The organism is Pseudomonas putida, assembly GCF_002906855.1.
In the GTDB taxonomy this organism is placed as follows: Bacteria; Pseudomonadota; Gammaproteobacteria; order Pseudomonadales; family Pseudomonadaceae; genus Aquipseudomonas; species Aquipseudomonas putida_N.
The window spans coordinates 98,536-117,491 of record NZ_MINI01000038.1 but is presented as its reverse complement, the minus strand read 5'-3'; the positions used below and the strand labels follow the sequence as shown (position 1 = coordinate 117,491).

The 18,956-nt window shown below is 59.5% G+C and carries 17 protein-coding genes; 7 read left to right on the top strand and 10 right to left on the bottom strand.

Annotated features, from left to right (window positions below; translation table 11 throughout):
• Positions 1-393 precede the first annotated feature (393 nt).
• Entirely contained in the window at positions 394-1,068 is a 675-nt protein-coding gene (locus BGP85_RS12995) for a heavy metal response regulator transcription factor (protein ID WP_003253420.1), read from the top strand.
• Between the two features lie 117 nt (positions 1,069-1,185).
• Positions 1,186-1,509: a hypothetical protein gene (locus BGP85_RS12990; protein ID WP_010951457.1), complete on the top strand. Its 324-nt coding sequence runs from the start codon at positions 1,186-1,188 to the stop codon at positions 1,507-1,509.
• A 101-nt stretch (positions 1,510-1,610) separates the two neighbouring features.
• On the opposite strand, the gene BGP85_RS12985 is transcribed toward BGP85_RS12990, so the two are convergent.
• The 5 genes from BGP85_RS12985 to BGP85_RS12965 form a co-directional block, all read right to left on the bottom strand.
• Complete coding sequence (locus tag BGP85_RS12985) at positions 1,611-2,138, bottom strand: hypothetical protein (protein ID WP_012269855.1); 528 nt, start codon at positions 2,136-2,138, stop codon at positions 1,611-1,613.
• Positions 2,139-2,327: 189 nt separating this feature from the next.
• Positions 2,328-3,755, bottom strand: a complete 1,428-nt coding sequence (locus BGP85_RS12980; protein WP_196997244.1) for a hypothetical protein — start codon at positions 3,753-3,755, stop codon at positions 2,328-2,330.
• Positions 3,756-3,806: 51 nt separating this feature from the next.
• A complete protein-coding gene (locus BGP85_RS12975; protein WP_153428583.1) occupies positions 3,807-4,208 on the bottom strand; it encodes a hypothetical protein in 402 nt (133 codons plus the stop codon).
• 799 nt (positions 4,209-5,007) lie between these two features.
• Positions 5,008-5,412 carry an RcnB family protein gene (locus BGP85_RS12970; RefSeq protein ID WP_103448386.1) on the bottom strand — a complete coding sequence of 135 codons (405 nt, stop codon included), beginning with the start codon at positions 5,410-5,412 and terminating at the stop codon, positions 5,008-5,010.
• Between the two features lie 126 nt (positions 5,413-5,538).
• The gene (locus BGP85_RS12965) at positions 5,539-6,828 is read right to left on the bottom strand and encodes a sigma-54 interaction domain-containing protein (RefSeq protein ID WP_103448385.1); all 1,290 of its coding nucleotides are present in this window, start codon (positions 6,826-6,828) and stop codon (positions 5,539-5,541) included.
• 222 nt (positions 6,829-7,050) lie between these two features.
• On the opposite strand from BGP85_RS12965, the gene BGP85_RS12960 reads away from it, so the two are divergent.
• Genes BGP85_RS12960 through BGP85_RS12950 form a run of 3 tightly spaced genes read left to right on the top strand, consistent with a single transcriptional unit; the run spans position 7,051 to position 10,047 of the window.
• Positions 7,051-7,935 (top strand): MBL fold metallo-hydrolase, encoded by an 885-nt coding sequence (locus BGP85_RS12960; protein WP_103448384.1) that lies wholly within the window; start codon positions 7,051-7,053, stop codon positions 7,933-7,935.
• 40 nt (positions 7,936-7,975) lie between these two features.
• The gene (locus tag BGP85_RS12955) at positions 7,976-9,232 is read left to right on the top strand and encodes an NAD(P)/FAD-dependent oxidoreductase (RefSeq protein WP_374755316.1); all 1,257 of its coding nucleotides are present in this window, start codon (positions 7,976-7,978) and stop codon (positions 9,230-9,232) included.
• The gene (locus tag BGP85_RS12950) at positions 9,229-10,047 is read left to right on the top strand and encodes a sulfite exporter TauE/SafE family protein (protein ID WP_103448382.1); all 819 of its coding nucleotides are present in this window, start codon (positions 9,229-9,231) and stop codon (positions 10,045-10,047) included. The genes BGP85_RS12955 and BGP85_RS12950 overlap by 4 nt, the downstream gene beginning before the upstream one ends.
• On the opposite strand, the gene BGP85_RS12945 is transcribed toward BGP85_RS12950, so the two are convergent.
• On the bottom strand, positions 10,036-10,923 hold the full coding sequence (locus BGP85_RS12945) for a LysR family transcriptional regulator (RefSeq protein WP_103448381.1): 888 nt from the start codon (positions 10,921-10,923) through the stop codon (positions 10,036-10,038). The two genes, BGP85_RS12950 and BGP85_RS12945, sit on opposite strands and share 12 nt — an antisense overlap.
• A gap of 119 nt (positions 10,924-11,042) precedes the next feature.
• Here BGP85_RS12945 and BGP85_RS12940 point away from each other — a divergent pair, with 119 nt between their 5' ends.
• Positions 11,043-12,689 (top strand): GMC family oxidoreductase, encoded by a 1,647-nt coding sequence (locus tag BGP85_RS12940; protein WP_103448380.1) that lies wholly within the window; start codon positions 11,043-11,045, stop codon positions 12,687-12,689.
• A 97-nt stretch (positions 12,690-12,786) separates the two neighbouring features.
• Positions 12,787-14,406, top strand: coding sequence for an MFS transporter (locus tag BGP85_RS12935; RefSeq protein ID WP_103448379.1), 1,620 nt, complete (start codon positions 12,787-12,789; stop codon positions 14,404-14,406).
• Positions 14,407-14,583: 177 nt separating this feature from the next.
• Here BGP85_RS12935 and BGP85_RS12930 read toward each other — a convergent pair whose 3' ends face one another.
• The 4 genes from BGP85_RS12930 to glyQ form a co-directional block, all read right to left on the bottom strand.
• Positions 14,584-15,354 (bottom strand): lysophospholipid acyltransferase family protein, encoded by a 771-nt coding sequence (locus BGP85_RS12930; RefSeq protein ID WP_103448378.1) that lies wholly within the window; start codon positions 15,352-15,354, stop codon positions 14,584-14,586.
• Positions 15,355-15,418: 64 nt separating this feature from the next.
• On the bottom strand, positions 15,419-15,946 hold the full coding sequence (gmhB, locus tag BGP85_RS12925; RefSeq protein ID WP_103448377.1) for a D-glycero-beta-D-manno-heptose 1,7-bisphosphate 7-phosphatase: 528 nt from the start codon (positions 15,944-15,946) through the stop codon (positions 15,419-15,421).
• Between the two features lie 3 nt (positions 15,947-15,949).
• Complete coding sequence (gene glyS, locus BGP85_RS12920) at positions 15,950-18,001, bottom strand: glycine--tRNA ligase subunit beta (RefSeq protein WP_103448376.1); 2,052 nt, start codon at positions 17,999-18,001, stop codon at positions 15,950-15,952.
• Positions 17,998-18,945 (bottom strand): glycine--tRNA ligase subunit alpha, encoded by a 948-nt coding sequence (glyQ, locus tag BGP85_RS12915; RefSeq protein ID WP_027592054.1) that lies wholly within the window; start codon positions 18,943-18,945, stop codon positions 17,998-18,000. Before glyQ ends, glyS begins: the two co-directional genes overlap by 4 nt.
• Positions 18,946-18,956: the final 11 nt, after the last annotated feature.

The window sequence follows — 18,956 nt, the reverse complement described above, 5'->3', positions numbered from 1 at the left end:
GTGGATATTTGGCGCCCATTGGGCGCCTTTTTTTTGCCTAAAATTCAAGTAGGCGTTCGATTGTACGCATCGCATGCCGGTGAAGTTCATGACTACACCAATGACCAGTCTCTTCAATGTGAGCGACCTCGCCGTCATCTGAGCGGAACGAAGCCAGCACAAAGAAGAAAATAACCCAATACTTCATAAGGTCAAATCACCTGCTGGAGAGAGGGCCCGCAACTGTCAAACCCAAACCGCGACAAGATATACCGCCAGACTATCAACTGTATTACCTAGAAATTACAAATCCGTCATTTGAGCCCCGGCACGCTCATTTTGATTTACCATCCCTTTCAATAATGCCGGCGCGCGTGCGCGGTTAATTGCTCAGTGATATCGAGACAAAATCCCATGCGAATTCTGGTAATTGAGGATGAAGTAAAAACTGCGGAGTATGTGCGTCAAGGTCTGACGGAATGTGGCTATGTCGTAGATTGCGTCCACACCGGGTCAGATGGATTATTCTTGGCTAAGCAGCACGAATATGAGCTGATTATCCTGGATATAAATCTGCCAGAGATGGACGGTTGGCAGGTCCTTGAGTTGTTGCGTCGTAAAAACTGCCCTTCCCGTATCATGATGCTGACGGCGAGAAGCCGGCTGGCGGATAAGGTCCGGGGGCTGGAGAACGGAGCAGATGACTACCTGATCAAGCCATTTGAGTTCCCTGAGCTGCTGGCCCGGGTTCGCGCCTTGATGCGCAGGTCAGATCACCCTGCATCCGTAGAGGTCATTCGCGTCGCTGACCTGGAGCTTGATCAGAGCCGGCACAGGGCATTCAGGGACGGTCAGCGCATTGACCTGACCACGAAAGAATTCGCGTTACTGCATTACCTGATGCGTAATACCGGTGTGGTGCTGAGCCGCACCCAAATTATTTCGCAGGTTTGGGATATGAATTTTGACTGCGACACAAACGTTGTAGAGGTGTCGATTCGAAGACTCAGAGCCAAGATAGATGACCCTTTCGAGACCAAACTGATACATACGCTTCGGGGCGTAGGGTATGTGCTTGAAAAACGATAGTTGCCAAGCTCTCTAGTACCGAAAATCCGCTACATGCTCCCGTCGCTTGCGAACTTGAGGTTTCTGTTTACGATCCGCGGCGCTGATTCCTCACTCAACAAATGAGGTAGGCTGTACATGAGGTATAGCATTGATTATCAGCAGGTTTCGCAAGGACAATCCGATGCCAGCATTGATGCCTGTCCAGCTGACATTGTCTTCAACAGCGACCATGGCCTAGCTCTTATCCCGTGCGTTGGCGATGTTATCAACCTCCCCTCTACGGCGGTCAAAGAAGGGGTTTGCGGCATCGTTAGATCAAGGATTTTCAATTATCTCAGAGGTCCTGAAGAGCTGTACTGTCACGTCAATATTCTCGTTGAGGAGGCGGACATCAATTTCGAAAGTCTCATCTCGGAATACATGCGCAATCAGTCACGTGCTCGCTCGCCTTCTTCATAAAGTCGAAGGCGGGCCAGTCCATTAATGGTTGTGTATGGGTGAGGGTTCAGCAGAGCGAGCGCCTACTGAGCACCAGAGATGAATAGTCACAGCCTAGTGGTTTAACGCGGTACTGCTGGTGTACGCAGGGCCGGACTCATTGTTTTTTGAATGGCGCATTGCAGCACATAGAAATATAAAACCCCGGAAGCAAATACGATTGCGGACAGATAAGCAAACTCAGAGTCTAAAACCCCGGAAACCATATACAATTTAATCGTGATAGAACCCATAATAATTCCGGTACAGTACATGACGCCTGTGAACTGATTGCCCAAAAAACTCAGTATGCCGCTGAAGGCATTGTTCGCACTCAACAGCATTGCTTTCAGTATCGTCCAGCCGAGAACTGGCAGAAAAGCCTTGATCATGAAGGCGAATAACATCGACGATGCAAACAGTTTTATCGGGGTTTCTGCCCACGGCTTGATGGTGCCGTCTACTTCAACGCCGGTATACAAGATGATATTCAGAATAATCGCCATAAGGGTGCATATGCCGAGGCGTATCATTTCCCGCTTAAGCGGGGCCATCATTATCACTGCGTGAATCTTGTTTCCAAAGTATCGTTTTAGTCCTTGGATCGACATTTTTCTTCCTATGCTCTCGGGTATGACGCTGTTGTAGCGTTGTATGACGGTCATGCTTTTACCCGAAGAGAGGTGACGCTTCAACGGTCCTGAATTGCGCAGGGGATCTCATGTCCTTCCCCTGGCTGGGTAGCTTGCTGAGAAATTCTCATCTACCTGCGTGGCAACGATGCGGCCACCCCGCCGCCGTCAGAGCTCTGGAGGACTGGCTGCTGTCAGCAACTCATCGAGTGACGGAACCTTAGCGTTTGCACTGAGGACGAGTGTTCTGGATCGGAGTATGGATACATCAAAGAAAGATTCGCACTCGACTCTTCCGTTTACTTCTCTCCAGTGGGTGACTTCTGGTATCAACTCATTAGGCACCGGGTATAGTGCCATAGGGTTATGGAATACCTCCACTTCAGCAGACCACGGCTCGTAGCCATATTGCGGCCAGAGCTGACCGTAGTCGCTGGACGCTACATCCAACAGAAATGGGATACCTCGTGATGCTCCCGGAGAACGGTCGAAAAACTCACCAAACCGCAAGTATCGGTACCCGTCTAGATGAGCTCCACCTGAGATCGGCACTCGGCTGAGCTTTGGCACTGTGCAGGCATTGGTGAAAATGACCGCTGAAAGATGGGCATTTTCCATTAGCGTAAATAGGCCGTTGGGGCGCCCTGATAGCAGAGATGTCTCTTCCTCCACAGTTATCAGGTGCGTACCACGATGCGCAGATGAGTGAACTGCAAAGCCATAGAGATAGCTGATGAGCGACTCCCTGCTCCACAGCATTGAACTGGGCGCATGGAAATCGGCTAAGGCCAGAATGAGCGGCTTACCCTCCACGTGCGGTAGGGATTCGTAACGCTTGTCCAATTTGTTTTGGATGGTCCTCGCAAACCTTTCTGCAGCCGCTCCTAAGAAACGCTCATGTCGGTCAGCGGGTGGGGGGACCGGCGAGGCGCCAAAATGCTCATACCGCTCTTCCGGGTTGGCTGTCACTGCTTCAACCCAGGCCTCATCTCCCAGCCTATTCTCGATGTGAAAATCGGGTGATTCTTTAGGCTGGGTGACCAAGAGTCCCTGTTCACGAAAAATCGCTAATAGGTGGGCTTCCCAGAGGCGGGTGTGAAAATTCTCAGTCTGGCAATCGGGAACCCAATTTCTGTCTGGGGATGGCAGTGCGAGATACAGTTGATTCAGCGCCCACGCCCCAATACGGCGGCTTGGATCAAATAGTGATTTGAACACCACGCTTGGTGTGCGCTTACCCATTCTGCTTAGAGGAGCACGTCGTCGTTCACCTGAAGGGAGTGGAAGCGGATGGGCTTGGGTATAGAGAAAATGGCTGATTGAGGCGCGGGCTTCGGACTCGCCAGTGGTGCACTCACCATGGCTGAGGAGCACCCACACGCTATCGACACGACGCCGCAAGGTGACAATTCCGAAGCTGCCGGAATTGATATTTCGGGTTAGAGCGGCACAAGAAATTCCGTCCTCACTAAGCCATGCCCCTACTGGCGGGCTGTCCCCAAACCCCAACCCTCGTGGAAGCGACAAAGCGATTAGATCGAACATCGGCGCAGCAATTTCTTTCATTCGCTGATCTCGGCAGTCGTCAAAATGCATTCCATCAATGCCTCGGAGCGTGCCCGCCGGCGATGGCATCGGTGGAGGTACCTATTGAAGAAGGGGGCTTTGCTCCACCAGGACGTCTCGGTTGGTGAAGATGGTCTCAATGGTTGCAGCCTCGGCAGCCACATGAGTCTTTCGCGTGATCTCTTCAAGGGCCAGTTCGAGCCGGTAGTCTTGGAAATACTCGTACAGCTTTTCAGAGCTCTCGGATATCTCCTCCCCACCATTTTTTGCGAACAAGATGTGGATGATCGCTGCGAGTGGGAGGGAGATGTCGAGATCCTTCTCTTCTGCATCTGACTCCGAGTTCAAACCGTCGAAATACCTCTCCAGATGATTCTGGAGCTCCTCAAGCCAGAACTGAGATAGGTTGCTAGGTAGGGAGCTTTCAGGCCCGGTCAGAAGGACTTCATCTCTGAATAGAGCCAGCAGATTGGGGTTTGCCATGGAGGACCTCACGATTAGATTTGAGAGCAACTGGTCAGCATAGTCCACCTCAAGATGACCACCTCCTTGACGCCCATCCTGGTGCTCCTGAGCATCAGACGAGTGAATCGCCCCGAAACCTGTAGATACAAAATGACCGCTTCTCGCCGTTAGCTGCCTTTCTTGAAGGACAGCTTTGGGTCGATAGCGGCCTTCGTGGAGGTTGGTGTCTACGGGGTCGGTTTAGTCATTCTGAATCTCCGGTTTCACCTCCGTGAGGCCGGCCATCGTCATGCATCAGATCTTGATTGACACGCGTGCCGCTTTGGATAGCCTTGCAATTGAGGGCTGCAACTGCGCATTTGTCGGGCCTGGGTACCAGCATGAGCCCCCGCAATTTTGGCAGCAGAGGAAGCTGGTTCCTCTGAAGTAGTGACGGCGGGCATTGCCAGTCGGATTCTGAACCCAAGGTCGCCAGACTAGGAGCTAAAGGATCGCTGCGACTACTCCTCATCCCTTACCGAAAAGTCACGCGTCGGTCGTAAACGGCCCTTTCCAGGCCAATCAACTTTTGTGATTGGTGAGTAGGGATTTCTCGGCTTTTCTGTGAAAAGCACCCCTTCATTTCACAAAAAAAATGGCGAAGATTCCAATTTCACGGGGTCTGGCCTATCACCTATTTTGTGAACCTACAATTGGGTTGCAGCAGCCGTTCAAGAACTAAGGCCCGCTCAAGCGGGCCTTTTTTTTAATTCGGGGCGCCATGTTCCACGTGAAACAAGAAAGCCCGCTGACGCGGGCTTTCTTGTGGCTGTCGGAATCAGTAACCGGAGAGCACGTTGACGACCACGCCAGTGGCAATTGCCACCAGCACATAGTCACCGTTCACGTACAACCAGCGATGATCATGTGGTGGTGCGTACAGATGGCGCGCGCGCCAGTCGGTTACCCAGTAGCGGTCGGCGCGGTAACGCGGTTCCACCACATAGCCTCGATGCCACTGCTGATGTGGCATCGGCATGCCCGCTTCAGGGCGGAAGTTCGGGTTGTGGTAGGCCGGGTAGCGCTCGCCGTCATGGCGGTCATGTCGCTCGGGTTTACCGTGTGACGGGTAGCCCTGATGAGATGGGCCGTCGTCGTAGCGGTCCGGGCCCGGTTGAGCGAAGCTGGCCAAGGGTGTGCTGAGCACAAGCGCGGCGCAGAGTACGGTTAGGGCTTTCTTCATTTGCGGATCCTCTGCCTGTTAACGCCCGGCAGGTAATACGTCTGCCTGGTGCGGTTAACTGATCAGACCACAAACTTTTCCACACAATGTAAGGGCAGAGGTAAAGGTCAGGTAAAGGTCAGCGGACTACAAACCCAGCGCTTTCAAGCGGCGATACAAGGTGCGCTCACTCAGGCCAAGATGGCGGGCCAGCTCGCTGCGTGATCCTTGGAATTGCTCCAGCGCCTGCGCCAGATCACCTAGGTCGTTTCGACCTCTGCTCATGCCGAGTGCCTGTTGTGGCCCAACCTCTTCCGGCAGATGCTCAGGCCGGATCAGCCCGTCATCGGCAAACAGCCGAGCCCTCTCCAGGATGTTGCGCAACTCGCGAATGTTCCCGGGGAACGCATGCAGCGTCAGTTGCTTCAGCGCTTCCTCGGTCAGACTGGGCGTCGGCTTGCCAGCCATGCGCTGAAGCAGGCTCTCGGCCAGCAATGGCAGATCCGCCACGCGCTCGCGCAAAGCCGGCAGACGGATCGGGAAGCCACTGATGCGGTAATACAGATCTTCTCGGAACGTCCCTTCTGCCACCATTTTCTTCAGTGGTTTATGGGTCGCCGAAACCAGGCGGAAATCCGAATGCACGGTGCGCAGGCTGCCAACCGGGCGGAAGCTCCCGGACTCGATCAGGCGCAGCAGCTTGACTTGCATCGCCAACGGCACTTCGCCGATTTCGTCGAGGAACAGCGTGCCGCCATGGGCAGCCTCGGCCAAGCCGATCTTGCGTTGGTTGGCGCCGGTGAAAGCACCTTTCTCGTAGCCGAACAGCTCGCTCTCGAACAGCGACTCGGTCAGGCCGGTGCAGTCGACGACGACCAGCGGGCCATTGGCCCGTGGGCTACCCATGTGAATAGCGCGGGCGAACAGTTCTTTGCCAGTACCCGATTCGCCCTGGAGTAGTACAGGAATTTGCGCGGGTGCCGCACGCTGCAGGCTGGCCAACGCGGTCTTGAAAGCAGGCGCTCGCCCGACCAGCCCTTGTTCTTGAGGTTGCGCGGAAGCCAGAGTAATGCTGGTAAGCCGCTCTACGAAGGCCACCACCCTGCCCTGCTCATCGAGGATCGGCCGCAGTTCGACATCCACATGCTCAGGGCCACGCGGCGTGTGATGAATATGCAGCACACGCTCCGGCACTTTGCTGTCCCACGCCTTGCGCATCGGGCAGTGCTCACCTGCCTGATCGCAGGGGACGGCGTAGTGATGTGACACTCGATGGCATTTCTCACCCAGAGGGGCCTGTTCGTCTCGACCGAACTGCCGGCGATATGCCGCATTGGCCGCGAGGATGTTGTAGTCGGTGTCCAGCACGATGGTAGGCAGGGCATCGTGCTCAAGGTAGGAAACCAGAGCTAGGATGAGTGAATGAGATTCAGGCATGACGACACCGTTTGGATAACCTGGCGCAGGGTAACAAGGACTGCCAAACACTGCCATTGGCTGACAGTCGACTGCCAAATCTACTGCCAATGTCGGAAATTGTTGGTATCAGGTGCTGCTTTTACTGCTCATGGCGTCTGAAAATGCCTGGCATGCATCTTGATAAATCTCCATCCACTGCCTACGCCTGTACAAGGCGAGGCAGACAATTTGGAGAACGTGATGATCATCGGCAACAACCTTCACGTGGACGCCTTCTACGACAAGGCGACCTCGACCATCAGCTACCTGGTCATGGACCGTGAAACTCTTCAGTGCGCATTGATCGACAGCGTGCTGGACTACGACCCCAAGTCCGGTCGCACCTGCACCGCGTCCGCGGATCGTCTGATCGAGCGCGTGACTGAGCTGCACGCCAAGGTGCAGTGGGTGCTGGAAACCCATGTGCACGCTGACCACCTCTCGGCAGCGGCCTACCTCAAGGCCAAGCTCGGTGGCCACACGGCCATCGGCGCGCACATTACGCAGGTCCAGAAAGTCTTCGGCAAGTTGTTCAATGCCGAGCCAGGCTTCGCCCGGGATGGCAGTCAGTTCGATGTGCTCTTCGAAGATGAAGAGGGTTTCAGCATCGGCAACCTGCATGCCCGTGCGTTGCATACACCGGGGCATACGCCCGCGTGTATCAGTTACATGGTCGTGGACGCTGGCGAGACGGCGGTGTTCGTCGGCGATACCCTGTTCATGCCTGATTACGGCACCGCTCGCTGCGACTTCCCCGGCGCCGATGCCCGAACGCTGTACCGCTCGATCCGCCGGCTGCTGGCATTCCCCGACCAGACCCAGTTGTTCATGTGCCACGACTACCTGCCAGGCGGGCGCGAGATGCAGTACGTCACCACGGTGGCCGAGCAGCGCGCCAGCAATATCCACATCCATCAAGGTATCGACGAGGACAGCTTCGTGGCCATGCGCGAAGCCCGCGACAAGACCCTCGACATGCCCGTGCTGATCCTGCCATCGGTGCAGGTGAACATGCGCAGCGGCCAGCTCCCCGAGCCTGAAGAAAACGGCGTGAGCTACCTGAAGATCCCGCTGAATAAACTTTGACTGCCCTGCCCCATTACCAGAAATTCCAGGATTGACTGCCATGCCTGCCAATAACGACCACCACAAGGTGGTCATCATCGGTGCCGGTGCCGCCGGTATCGCCACTGCTTCCAGCCTGATTGCCCGCGACCCTTCACTGGATATCGCCCTGATCGACCCTGCCGACGTGCACTACTACCAGCCAGGCTGGACCATGGTCGGCGCCGGCGTTTTCAAAGCGCCGAGCACCGCCCGCACTATGGCCTCCGCCATCCCGCGCGGCGTGCGTTGGATCAAGGCACGTGTCCACGGCTTCGACCCCGCTCCCCAGCTGGTCACCCTGGAGGGAGGTCGCGTCATCAGTTATGAACAGCTGGTGGTCTGCCCCGGCCTCAAGCTCGACTGGGACGCGATCGACGGGCTCAGCGAAACCCTTGGCCGCAACGGTGTCACCTCCAACTACCGCTACGACCTGGCACCTTACACCTGGGAGCTGGTGCAAACGCTCAAGCAAGGGCGTGCCCTGTTCACCCAGCCGCCGATGCCGATCAAGTGCGCTGGCGCGCCGCAAAAGGCACTGTACCTGTCCTGCGACCATTGGCTGCGCAGTGGTCGGCTGGGCGACGTGAAAGCCAGTTTCTTCAATGCCGGTGCCGTGCTGTTCGGCGTTCCCGACTACGTGCCAGCCTTGATGGCCTACATCGACAAGTACGGCGTGAACCTCAATTACAGCCATCGACTGGTGGCCGTGGATGGGCCCAACCAGCGTGCCACTTTCGTTCGTACGCTACCCGACGGCAGCAGTGAAACCCGTACCGAAGCCTTCGACATGCTGCACGTGGTGCCGCCACAGGTTGCCCCGGACTTCATCCGTCAGAGCCCTTTGGCCGATGCAGCCGGTTGGGTCGACGTCGATCCGCATACCTTGCGCCACCGTCAGTTCGGCAACGTCCACGCACTGGGCGATGTGGCCAACACCAGCAATGCCAAGACTGCTGCGGCTGCGCGCAAGCAGGCGCCAGTGGTCGCCAACAACGTGCTGGTAGCACTGGGCCGCCTCCCGACCCTGGCCCAATACGACGGCTATGGCTCCTGCCCACTGACCGTCGAGCGCGGCAAGATCGTCCTGGCCGAGTTCACCTATGGCGGTAAGGTCGCACCGAGCTTCCCTCGCTGGTTGCTCGATGGACGCCAGCCGACACGCCTGGCCTGGCTGCTCAAGGCACGGGTGTTGCCGCCGTTGTACTGGCAGGGGATGCTCAAAGGCCGTGAGTGGCTGGCGCGCCCGCAACCGTTGGACACCGAGGCCGCACAGTGATCGAACATCAACTGCTGGGCGCTGGCTTGGGCGCGATCATCGGTGCAGTGCTGGCGCTGACCGGCGCCGGTGGTGGCATCCTGGCGGTGCCGCTGCTGGTGTTCGGGTTGGGCCTGTCGATGGCCGAAGCGGCCCCCATCGGGCTTCTCGCCGTGGGGCTTGCTGCGGCGGTGGGTGCGGTACTCGGCTTGCGCGAGGGGCTGGTGCGTTATCGCGCCGCCCTCTTCATCGCCTTGATCGGTATCGCGGCGGCACCGTTCGGCCTGATGCTGGCTCACCGCTTGCCCAATACACCCTTGGCGCTGGTGTTCGCTGCGGTGCTGATCTATGCCTGCCTGCGCATCTGGCGCAAGGCGGTCAAAGAGCTGCGCGGCGAAGGCAGCGAAGCCCATCGCTACATCGAGCCCTGCGTGTTGAACCCATTGCAGGGGCGCTTGCGCTGGACGTTACCCTGCGCACGCGCCCTGGCATTTACCGGGGCCATGTCTGGCTTGCTCTCCGGCCTGCTGGGGGTTGGCGGCGGCTTTGTGATTATCCCCGCCTTGAACCGCTACACCAACCTGCGCATGAAGAGCATCGTCTCGACCTCACTGGCCGTGATCGCGCTGGTTTCCACGGGGAGCGTGGTCAGCGCCAGCCTTGCTGGTGTGATGCACTGGCGGATCGGCGCACCTTTTGCCATCGGTGCGGTGATCGGCCTGTTGCTGGCCCGACCACTGGCGGCAAAAATCGCCGGGCCTCGCCTGCAGCAGATGTTCGCTGTCGCCGGTTGGCTGGCGGCCGTGCTGCTGGTCGGCAAGGCGCTATTCGGCTAGCAGCTCGTCCTGTTCCGCCGCGCACAGCGCCAGCAGGTAGTCCCACACCACCCGCAGGCGCACCGACTTGTGCAACTCGCGACGGGTACAGATCCAGTAGCTGCGCTGGATGGTCTCGCTGGGCAGCACGCGCACCAGCGTTGGGTCATGGCGAGCCATGTAGTTCGGCAGCACGGCGATGCCCAGCCCTGCGCGTGCGGCGGTTTGCTGTGCAATCACACTGGTACTGCGGAAGGCCACGTTCGGCGCGCGGCAGAAGCTGTTGAGAAACAGCAGTTCCTGGCTGAACAGCAGGTCATCGACGTAGCCGATCCAGCTGTGCCGGGCCAGGTCCTCGCGGTTGCGCAGTGGGGGCGCCCGGTCCAGGTAGTCCTGGCTGGCGTACAGTGCCAGGCGGTAGTCGGTGAGCTTGCGGGTGATCAGCAGGTCGGCGTTTGGCCGCTCCAGATGAATGCTGATCTCCGCTTCGCGGTTGAGGATGCTGACGAAGCGCGGTACCGCCACCAGCTCCACCTCAAGCCCCGGATAGCGGGTGAACAGCTCGCTCATCCGCGGGGTGAAGAACATGATGCCGATGCCTTCGGTGACGCCCAGGCGAATCTTGCCCAGCGGGGTAATGGCCTGGGTGATTTCTTCCTGCGCCAGCAGGGCAACGTTCTCCATGGCTTCGGCGTGTTTGAGCAGCGCCTGGCCCGAGGGGGTCAGTTCATAGCCCTGGGCGTGCTGCACGAATAGTGGCGTGCCCAGGCTCTTCTCGATGCTCTCGATATGCCGGGCGACCGTGCTGTGGGTGGTATTGAGGCGCTTGGCTGCCGTGAGCAGACGGCCGCTGCGCTGCAACTCGAGGAAAAACCGCAGATCGTTCCAGTCGAACATGTTGATCCTTAGGGCTGTGCTAAAACGCACAACGGCTGCGTGAAATCTCGTGTTTCCTTGGCGAAATTACTCACTAAGATGGATCGGGACAAGAATAATAATCAGGCGCGAGGTTGCACATGCCATCAGCCGATTCTGTCTTCGACTACGTGGTCGTAGGCGCTGGTCCCGCCGGCTGCCTGCTGGCCAATCGTTTGTCCGCCGACCCTTCCTGCCGCGTCCTGCTGCTCGAAGCTGGCGGCCGCGACAACTATCCCTGGATTCACATTCCCGTCGGTTACCTGTACTGCATCGGTAACCCCCGCACCGACTGGTGCTTCAAGACCGAAGCACAGCCCGGCCTCCTCGGTCGCGCCTTGGGATATCCACGGGGCAAGGTGCTGGGTGGTTGTTCGTCCATCAACGGCATGATCTACATGCGTGGCCAGGCCGCCGACTACGACCATTGGGCCGAGCAAGGCAACGAGGGCTGGGCTTGGAAGGATGTACTGCCGCTGTTCAAGGCCAGCGAGAACCATTTTGCCGGCGCCAGCGAACACCATGGCGGTGAGGGTGAATGGCGGGTGGAGCGCCAGCGTTACAGCTGGCCGATCCTCGATGCCTTCCGTGACGCCGCCGAGCAGAGTGGCATCGGCAAGGTCGACGACTTCAATACCGGCGACAACCAGGGCTGTGGATACTTTCAGGTCAATCAGCGCAGCGGCGTGCGCTGGAACGCCTCCAAGGCTTTCCTGCGGCCAATCAAGGACCGTCCCAACCTCACCGTGCTGACCGGCGTGGAGGTTGACCAGGTGCTGTTGAACAACACCCGTGCCCGTGCGGTCAAGGCGCAGTGGCAAGGTGCCTGGCACGAGTTTGCTGCGCGTCGCGAGATCATCCTCTGTGCTGGCGCCGTGGGTTCGCCCGGCATCCTCCAGCGCTCGGGCATCGGCCCGCGCAAGCTGCTCGAAAGCCTGGGTATCGGTGTGCGCCACGACATGCCTGGCGTTGGCGGCAACCTGCAGGATCACCTGCAACTGCGGCTGATCTATCAGATTCGCAACACCCGCACCCTCAACCAGATGGCCAACAGCCTGTGGGGCAAGCTGGGCATGGGCCTGCGCTATCTTTACAACCGCAGTGGCCCGCTGGCAATGGCTCCGAGCCAGTTGGGCGCCTTCGTGCGGTCGAGCCCGGAGCAGGCCACAGCCAACCTGCAGTATCACGTGCAGCCATTGTCACTGGAGCGCTTCGGCGAGCCGCTGCACCCGTTCCCGGCCTTCACCGCCTCGGTGTGCAACCTGCGCCCGGCCAGCCGTGGGCGCATCGATATCCGCAGCGCGAACATGAACAGCACACCGCTGATCGATCCCAACTATTTGAGCGACCCCGAGGACCTGCGCGTTGCCGCCGATGCCATCCGTCTGACCCGGCGCATCGTCCAGGCCCCTGCCCTCGCCGCTTTCAATCCCCAAGAGTATCTGCCAGGCCCGTCCCTGCAAACCGAGGAAGAACTGTTCGACGCGGCCGGCAAGATCGGCACCACCATCTTCCACCCGGTCGGTACCTGCCGCATGGGCAACGGCGAGCTGGACGTTGTGGATAACCAGCTGCGCGTGCACGGCATCCCTGGCCTGCGTGTGGCCGATGCCTCGATCATGCCGCGGATCACCTCCGGCAATACCTGTTCCCCCACCCTGATGATCGCCGAGAAGGCGGCGCAACTGATCCTCAAAGGAGCCGCGACCCAGACCTACCTGAACGAAGACGCAGTACCGACCCCCTGACCCGGGAGCGTGCAACACCGGCAGCTCGCGGTCACAAGCTGCCGACAGTGGAACAACAAGAATAATCACTGTGGCCTGCGGGCCGAGGACAGCAACGATGTCGGATTACATCCAAGAGCAGGGTGCGACGGCGAGTACCTCCAGCCGTCGTGAAGAACGCAAGATCATTTTCGCGTCATCCCTCGGGACTGTGTTCGAGTGGTATGACTTTTTTCTCTATGGGGCGCTGGCTGCTGTCATCAGCAAGCAGTTCTTCGCCGGGGTGAATGACACCACGGCCTTCATCTTCGCCCTCATGGCCTTTGCCGCCGGCTTCCTGGTGCGGCCGTTCGGTGCGCTGGTGTTTGGCCGCCTGGGCGACATGATCGGGCGCAAGTACACCTTCCTGGTGACCATCGTGCTGATGGGCCTGTCGACATTCGCCGTCGGCCTGCTACCCACCTACGCCAGCATCGGCATCGCGGCACCGATCATTCTGGTGATTCTGCGCATGCTCCAGGGGCTGGCACTGGGTGGTGAATACGGCGGTGCTGCCACCTACGTGGCTGAGCACGCGCCACCCGGCAAGCGTGGCTTCCACACCGGTTTCATCCAGTCCACTGCGACCCTGGGCCTGCTGCTGTCATTGCTGGTGGTACTGGGCAGTCGCTACATCAGTGGTGATCAGTTCGAAACCTGGGGCTGGCGCCTGCCGTTCCTGCTGTCGATTTTCCTGTTGGCGATCTCCACTTGGATCCGCATGAGCATGCACGAGTCGCCGGCCTTTGTGAAAATGAAAGCCCAGGGCAAGGTCAGCAAGTCGCCAATCCGCGAATCGTTTACCTCCTGGCCCAACCTGAAGGTCGTGCTCACCGCGCTGTTCAGTATCAATGCCGGGCAAGCCGTGACCTTCTACACGGCGCAGTTCTACGTGCTGTTCTTCCTGACCCAGATGCTCAAGATGGACCCAGCGCAGGCCAACACCTTGCTGATCATCAGCGTGGTCATCGGTGCGCCGTTCTTCGTGTTCTTCGGGTGGCTGTCCGATCGCATTGGGCGCAAGCCGATCCTGATGCTCGGCCTGCTGCTGGCCACCGTGCTGTACTTCCCGATGTTCAAGGCCCTGAGCCACTACGCCAACCCGCAGATCGATGCGGCCAGCCGCCAGGCGCCAATCGTGGTCACCGCAGACCCGCAAGGCTGCACCTTCCAGTTCGACCCGGTTGGCAAGGCGCGTTTCGACAGCCCGTGCGACAAGGTCAAGACCTTCCTGGTCAAGCAGGGCTTGCCGTACAGCTCGGTGAACGTGGCCGGCAGTGATGTGGTGGTGAACATTGGCGACAAGACCATCAACGGCTTCGATGAAGCGGCCATGCGCACGGCGATCGATCAGGCGGGTTACCCGGCCAAGGCAGACCCGGGGCAGGTCAACCAGGTGATGGTGGTGGTGCTGATCGTGGCAATGATCCTGATCGCGACCATGACCTACGGGCCGCTGGCAGCGGTGATGGTCGAGCTGTTCCCGACCCGCATCCGCTACACCTCGATGTCGCTGCCCTACCACATTGGCAACGGCTGGTTCGGCGGTTTCCTGCCAACGGTGTCGTTCGCGCTGGTGGTGTATACCGGGGATATCTTCTACGGCCTGTGGTACCCGGTGCTGGTGACCGGCATCAGCCTGGTGGTGGGAATCTTCTGCCTGAAAGAAACCAAGGACGTGGATATCGACAAAGTCTGACGCCATCACCACGCCATAAAAAAACCGGCTGTAAAAGCCGGTTTTCTTATGCCTCCAAAAAACTTATGCACGTTTTTCAGAAAAATATCACACCGAGAAATAAACAGCTAATTCATACACTTAGCTTCGTATCCAGGCGCTTCATGAACAAACTGTTCACAAGTTATCCACAGATGATCAGGCCATCTGCTCCTGCGGTTTTTCGTCCACTGGCGGCAGCGAGCCCATGGCCCGCTGGGTCGCTTCGTTCCACGTCGCAGCACGGTCGTTGAGCTCGGCAATGGCCCGTGGCCCGCTGCCCTCAGCGTACATCGGCTTGCCGATCACAACCTCGATGGTGCCCGAGCGCTTGCCCCAACCCGTCTTGGGCCAGAACTTGCCAGCGTTGTGGGCAATTGGCAGCACTGGCAACCCGGCATTCACGGCCAGTGCGGTACCGCCCCGGGAGAATTTACCCATAGTACCGAACGGCACACGGGTGCCTTCCGGGAAGATCAGCACCCAGGTTTTCTGCTTGAGCAACTCGTCACCCTTGCTGGCCACCTGGCGCAGAGCTTCCTTGGGGTTGTCGCGGTTGATAGCGATCGGCCTCAGCATGGCCATGGCCCAACCAAAGAACGGCACATACAGCAGCTCACGCTTGAGCACCTGGCTCAGCGGCGAGAAGTACTGGGAAAGGAAGAAGGTTTCCCAGGTGCTCTGGTGGTTGGACAGGATCACGCAGGGCTCATCTGGCACGTTCTCGGCACCGGTGACCTTGTAGTTGATACCGAGGATGGTGCGCACCAGGAACAGTGCGCAACGGCACCAGTACACGTTGATGAACTTGTAGCGCTTGGGGAACGACAAGAACGGCGCGACGAAGAAGCTCAGCGAGCACCACAGCAGCGAGCTGGTGCCCAGCAGCAGGTAAAAAAGAAAGATTCTGATCGCCTGCAGGATCGACATAGTGGCAAGTACCGTTGCGGGGCGTGCCCGCCTGGGAGAAATGCGCCCGAGGGCGCATTGTTGTTTAAATAATTTCTCTGGCGATGGCTGCCAGATCGTCGAAAATCAGTGTAGTTTCCGGGACGCCTTTTTCCAGGGTCCGCTCACCCTTGCCGGTTTTCACCAACACGGGTTGTGCACCGACGGCCAGGGCGGCCTCCAGGTCACCTTTGCTGTCGCCGACAAACCAGACGCCTTCCAGGCCCACCTGGTAATGCTCGGCGATCGCCCGCAGCATGCCAGGCTTGGGCTTGCGGCATTCGCAGCCTTCGTCCGGCCCGTGCGGGCAATACACGATATGGCCCACCTCGCCGCCCTGCTCGGCCACCAGAGCGCGCAGGCGCGCGTGCATGGCCTCGAGGGTTGCCAGCGAGTAATAGCCACGGGCGATGCCGGACTGGTTGGTGGCAACTGCCACCGTCCAGCCCGCCTTGCTCAACTGCGCGATGGCCTCGACCGAGCCAGGGATCGGGATCCACTCTTCCAGCGTCTTGATGTAGGCGTCGGAGTCTTGGTTGATCACCCCGTCACGATCGAGAATCAGCAGTTTCAAGGCTTACCCCAGCAGCGAAATGTCGGCCACGCCCAGGAACAGGCCGCGCAGGCGGCTGAGCAGGGCATAACGGTTGGCACGGACCTTGGCGTCTTCGGCGTTGACCATCACCGCCTCGAAGAAGGCGTCGACCGGGTCACGCAGGGCCGCCAGGCGGGCCAGCGATTCGCTGTACTGACGAGCGGCTGCCATCGGTTGCACGGCCTGGTCGGCCTGCTGGATGGCCGAGTACAGAGAGAACTCGTTGGCGTTGTCGAAGTACTTCGGCTCGACCTGGTCGGCGATGGCGCCTTCGGCCTTGCTCAGCAGGTTCGACACACGCTTGTTCACCGCGGCCAGGGCTTCGGCTTCCGGCAGTTTGCGGAAGGCCTGCACTGCCTGCACGCGCTGGTCGAAGTCCAGGGCAGAAGCCGGCTTCAGGGCACGTACCGACAGGTAGGTGGCAACGTCGATGCCTTCGTCTTCGTAGCGTGCACGCAGGCGGTCGAAGATGAACTCCAGCACCTGCTCGGCCAGGCCTGCGGCCTTGACCTTGGCACCGAACTGCTTGACCGCGAACTCGACCGCAGCGCTCAAGTCCAGGTCCAGTTGCTTCTCGATCAGGATGCGCAGCACGCCCAGGGCGGCACGACGCAGGGCATACGGGTCCTTGCTGCCGGTGGGCAGCATGCCGATGCCAAAGATGCCGACCAAGGTGTCGAGCTTGTCTGCGATGGCCACGGCAGCACCGGTGAGGGTCTGCGGCAGCTCGGCGCCAGCACCGCGCGGCATGTACTGCTCGTTCAGGGCCAGGGCGACGTCTTCCGGCTCACCGTCGTTGAGCGCGTAGTAGTAGCCGGCAACACCCTGCATTTCAGGGAATTCGCCGACCATCTCGGTAGCCAGGTCGCACTTCGACAGCAGGCCGGCACGGCCAGCGCGTTGGGCGTTACCGCCGATCAGCGGGGCAATGAAGGCAGCCAGTTTGGAAACGCGCTCGGCCTTGTCGTAGACAGTGCCCAGCTGGGCCTGGAATACCACGTTCTTCAGGCGCTCGTTGAAGGTTTCCAGCGGCTGCTTCTTGTCCTGCTTGAAGAAGAACTCGGCGTCGGTCAGGCGCGGGCGCACGACCTTCTCGTTACCCTGCACGATTTGCTTGGGGTCACGGCTCTCGACGTTGGCCACTGTGATGAAGCGCGGCAGCAGCTTGCCTTCGCTGTCCAGCAGGCAGAAGTACTTCTGGTTGTCCTGCATGGTGGTGATCAGGGCTTCCTGAGGCACTTCGAGGAAACGCTCCTCGAACGAGCACACCAGCGGCACCGGCCATTCGACCAGCGCAGTCACTTCGTCCAGCAGTGCCGGCGGCACGATGGCGCTGCCTTCCTGCTGCATGGCCAGCTCGGCGGTACGCTTGCTGATCAGCTCGCGACGCTCGGCGAAGTCGGCCAGCACGTAGGCCTTGCGCAGGTCTTCCACATAGTTGGCCGGGGTGGTGATGACCACGTTCTCCGGGTGGTGGAAGCGGTGGCCACGGGATTCACGGCCGGCCTTCTGCGACAGGATGGTGCAGTCGACCACCTGGTCGCCAAGCAGCATCACCAGCCACTGGGTTGGGCGCACGAACTCTTCACGGCTGGCGGCCCAGCGCATGCGCTTGGGGATCGGCAGGTCGTTGAGCGAATCCTCGACGATGGTCGGCAACAGGCTGGCGGTGGCCTTGCCCGGGATGTGCTGGGAGAAGCGCAGCTTGGCGCCGCTCTGGTCGATTTCGGCCAGCTCTACGCCGCACTTCTTGGCAAAGCCCAGGGCAGCCTGGGTCGGCTCGCCGTCTTTGAAGGCCGCCTGCATGGGCGGGCCGTCGACGTTGATGCTGCGATCGGGCTGCTGCACGTCGAGCTGGCGGATCAGTACGGCCAAACGGCGTGGCGCTGCGTACACCTGTTTGCTGGTGTAGTTCAGGCCAGCGGCCTGCAGGCCCTTCTCGATGCCGGCCAGGAAGGCGTCGCCGAGGCTGGCCAGGGCTTTGGGTGGCAGCTCTTCGGTGCCCAGTTCTACCAGGAAATCTTGAGCACTCATTGTGCAGCCTCCAGCTTCGCCAACACTTCGTCACGCAGTTCAGGGGTGGCCATCGGGAAGCCCAGGCGTGCACGGGCTTGCAGATAGCTTTGCGCCACGTCCCGGGCCAGGGTACGTACGCGCAGGATGTAACGCTGGCGCTCGGTTACCGAGATGGCGCGGCGGGCGTCCAGCAGGTTGAAGGTGTGCGAGGCCTTCAGGACCATTTCATAGGTCGGCAGCGGCAGCTCCAGCTTGATCAGGCGGTTGGCTTCGCTTTCATAGAAGTCGAACAGTTCGAACAGCTTCTCGACGTTGGCGTGCTCGAAGTTGTAGGTCGACTGTTCCACCTCGTTCTGGTGGAACACGTCGCCGTAGGTGACCTTGCCGAACGGGCCGTCGGCCCACACCAGGTCGTAGACCGAGTCCACGCCCTGGATGTACATGGCCAGGCGCTCGAGGCCGTAGGTGATTTCACCGGTGACCGGGTAGCACTCGATGCCACCGACCTGCTGGAAGTAGGTGAACTGGGTGACTTCCATTCCGTTCAGCCAGATTTCCCAGCCCAGGCCCCAGGCGCCCAGGGTCGGCGACTCCCAGTTGTCTTCGACGAAGCGGATGTCGTGGACCAGCGGGTCCAGGCCGATGGCCTTCAGCGAGCCGAGGTACAGCTCCTGGAAGTTGGCCGGGTTCGGCTTCAGGACCACCTGGAACTGGTAGTAGTGCTGCAGGCGGTTGGGGTTTTCGCCATACCGCCCGTCGGCAGGGCGACGGCTAGGCTGCACATAGGCGGCGTTCCAGGTTTCTGGACCCACGGCGCGCAGGAATGTAGCGGTGTGGAAAGTGCCGGCGCCTACTTCCATATCGTAGGGCTGAAGTACCACACAACCTTGAGCTGCCCAGTAGTTTTGCAGGGCGAGGATCAGGTCTTGGAAGGTACGCACGGCTGGCGTAGGCTGGCTCACGAAATTCACCT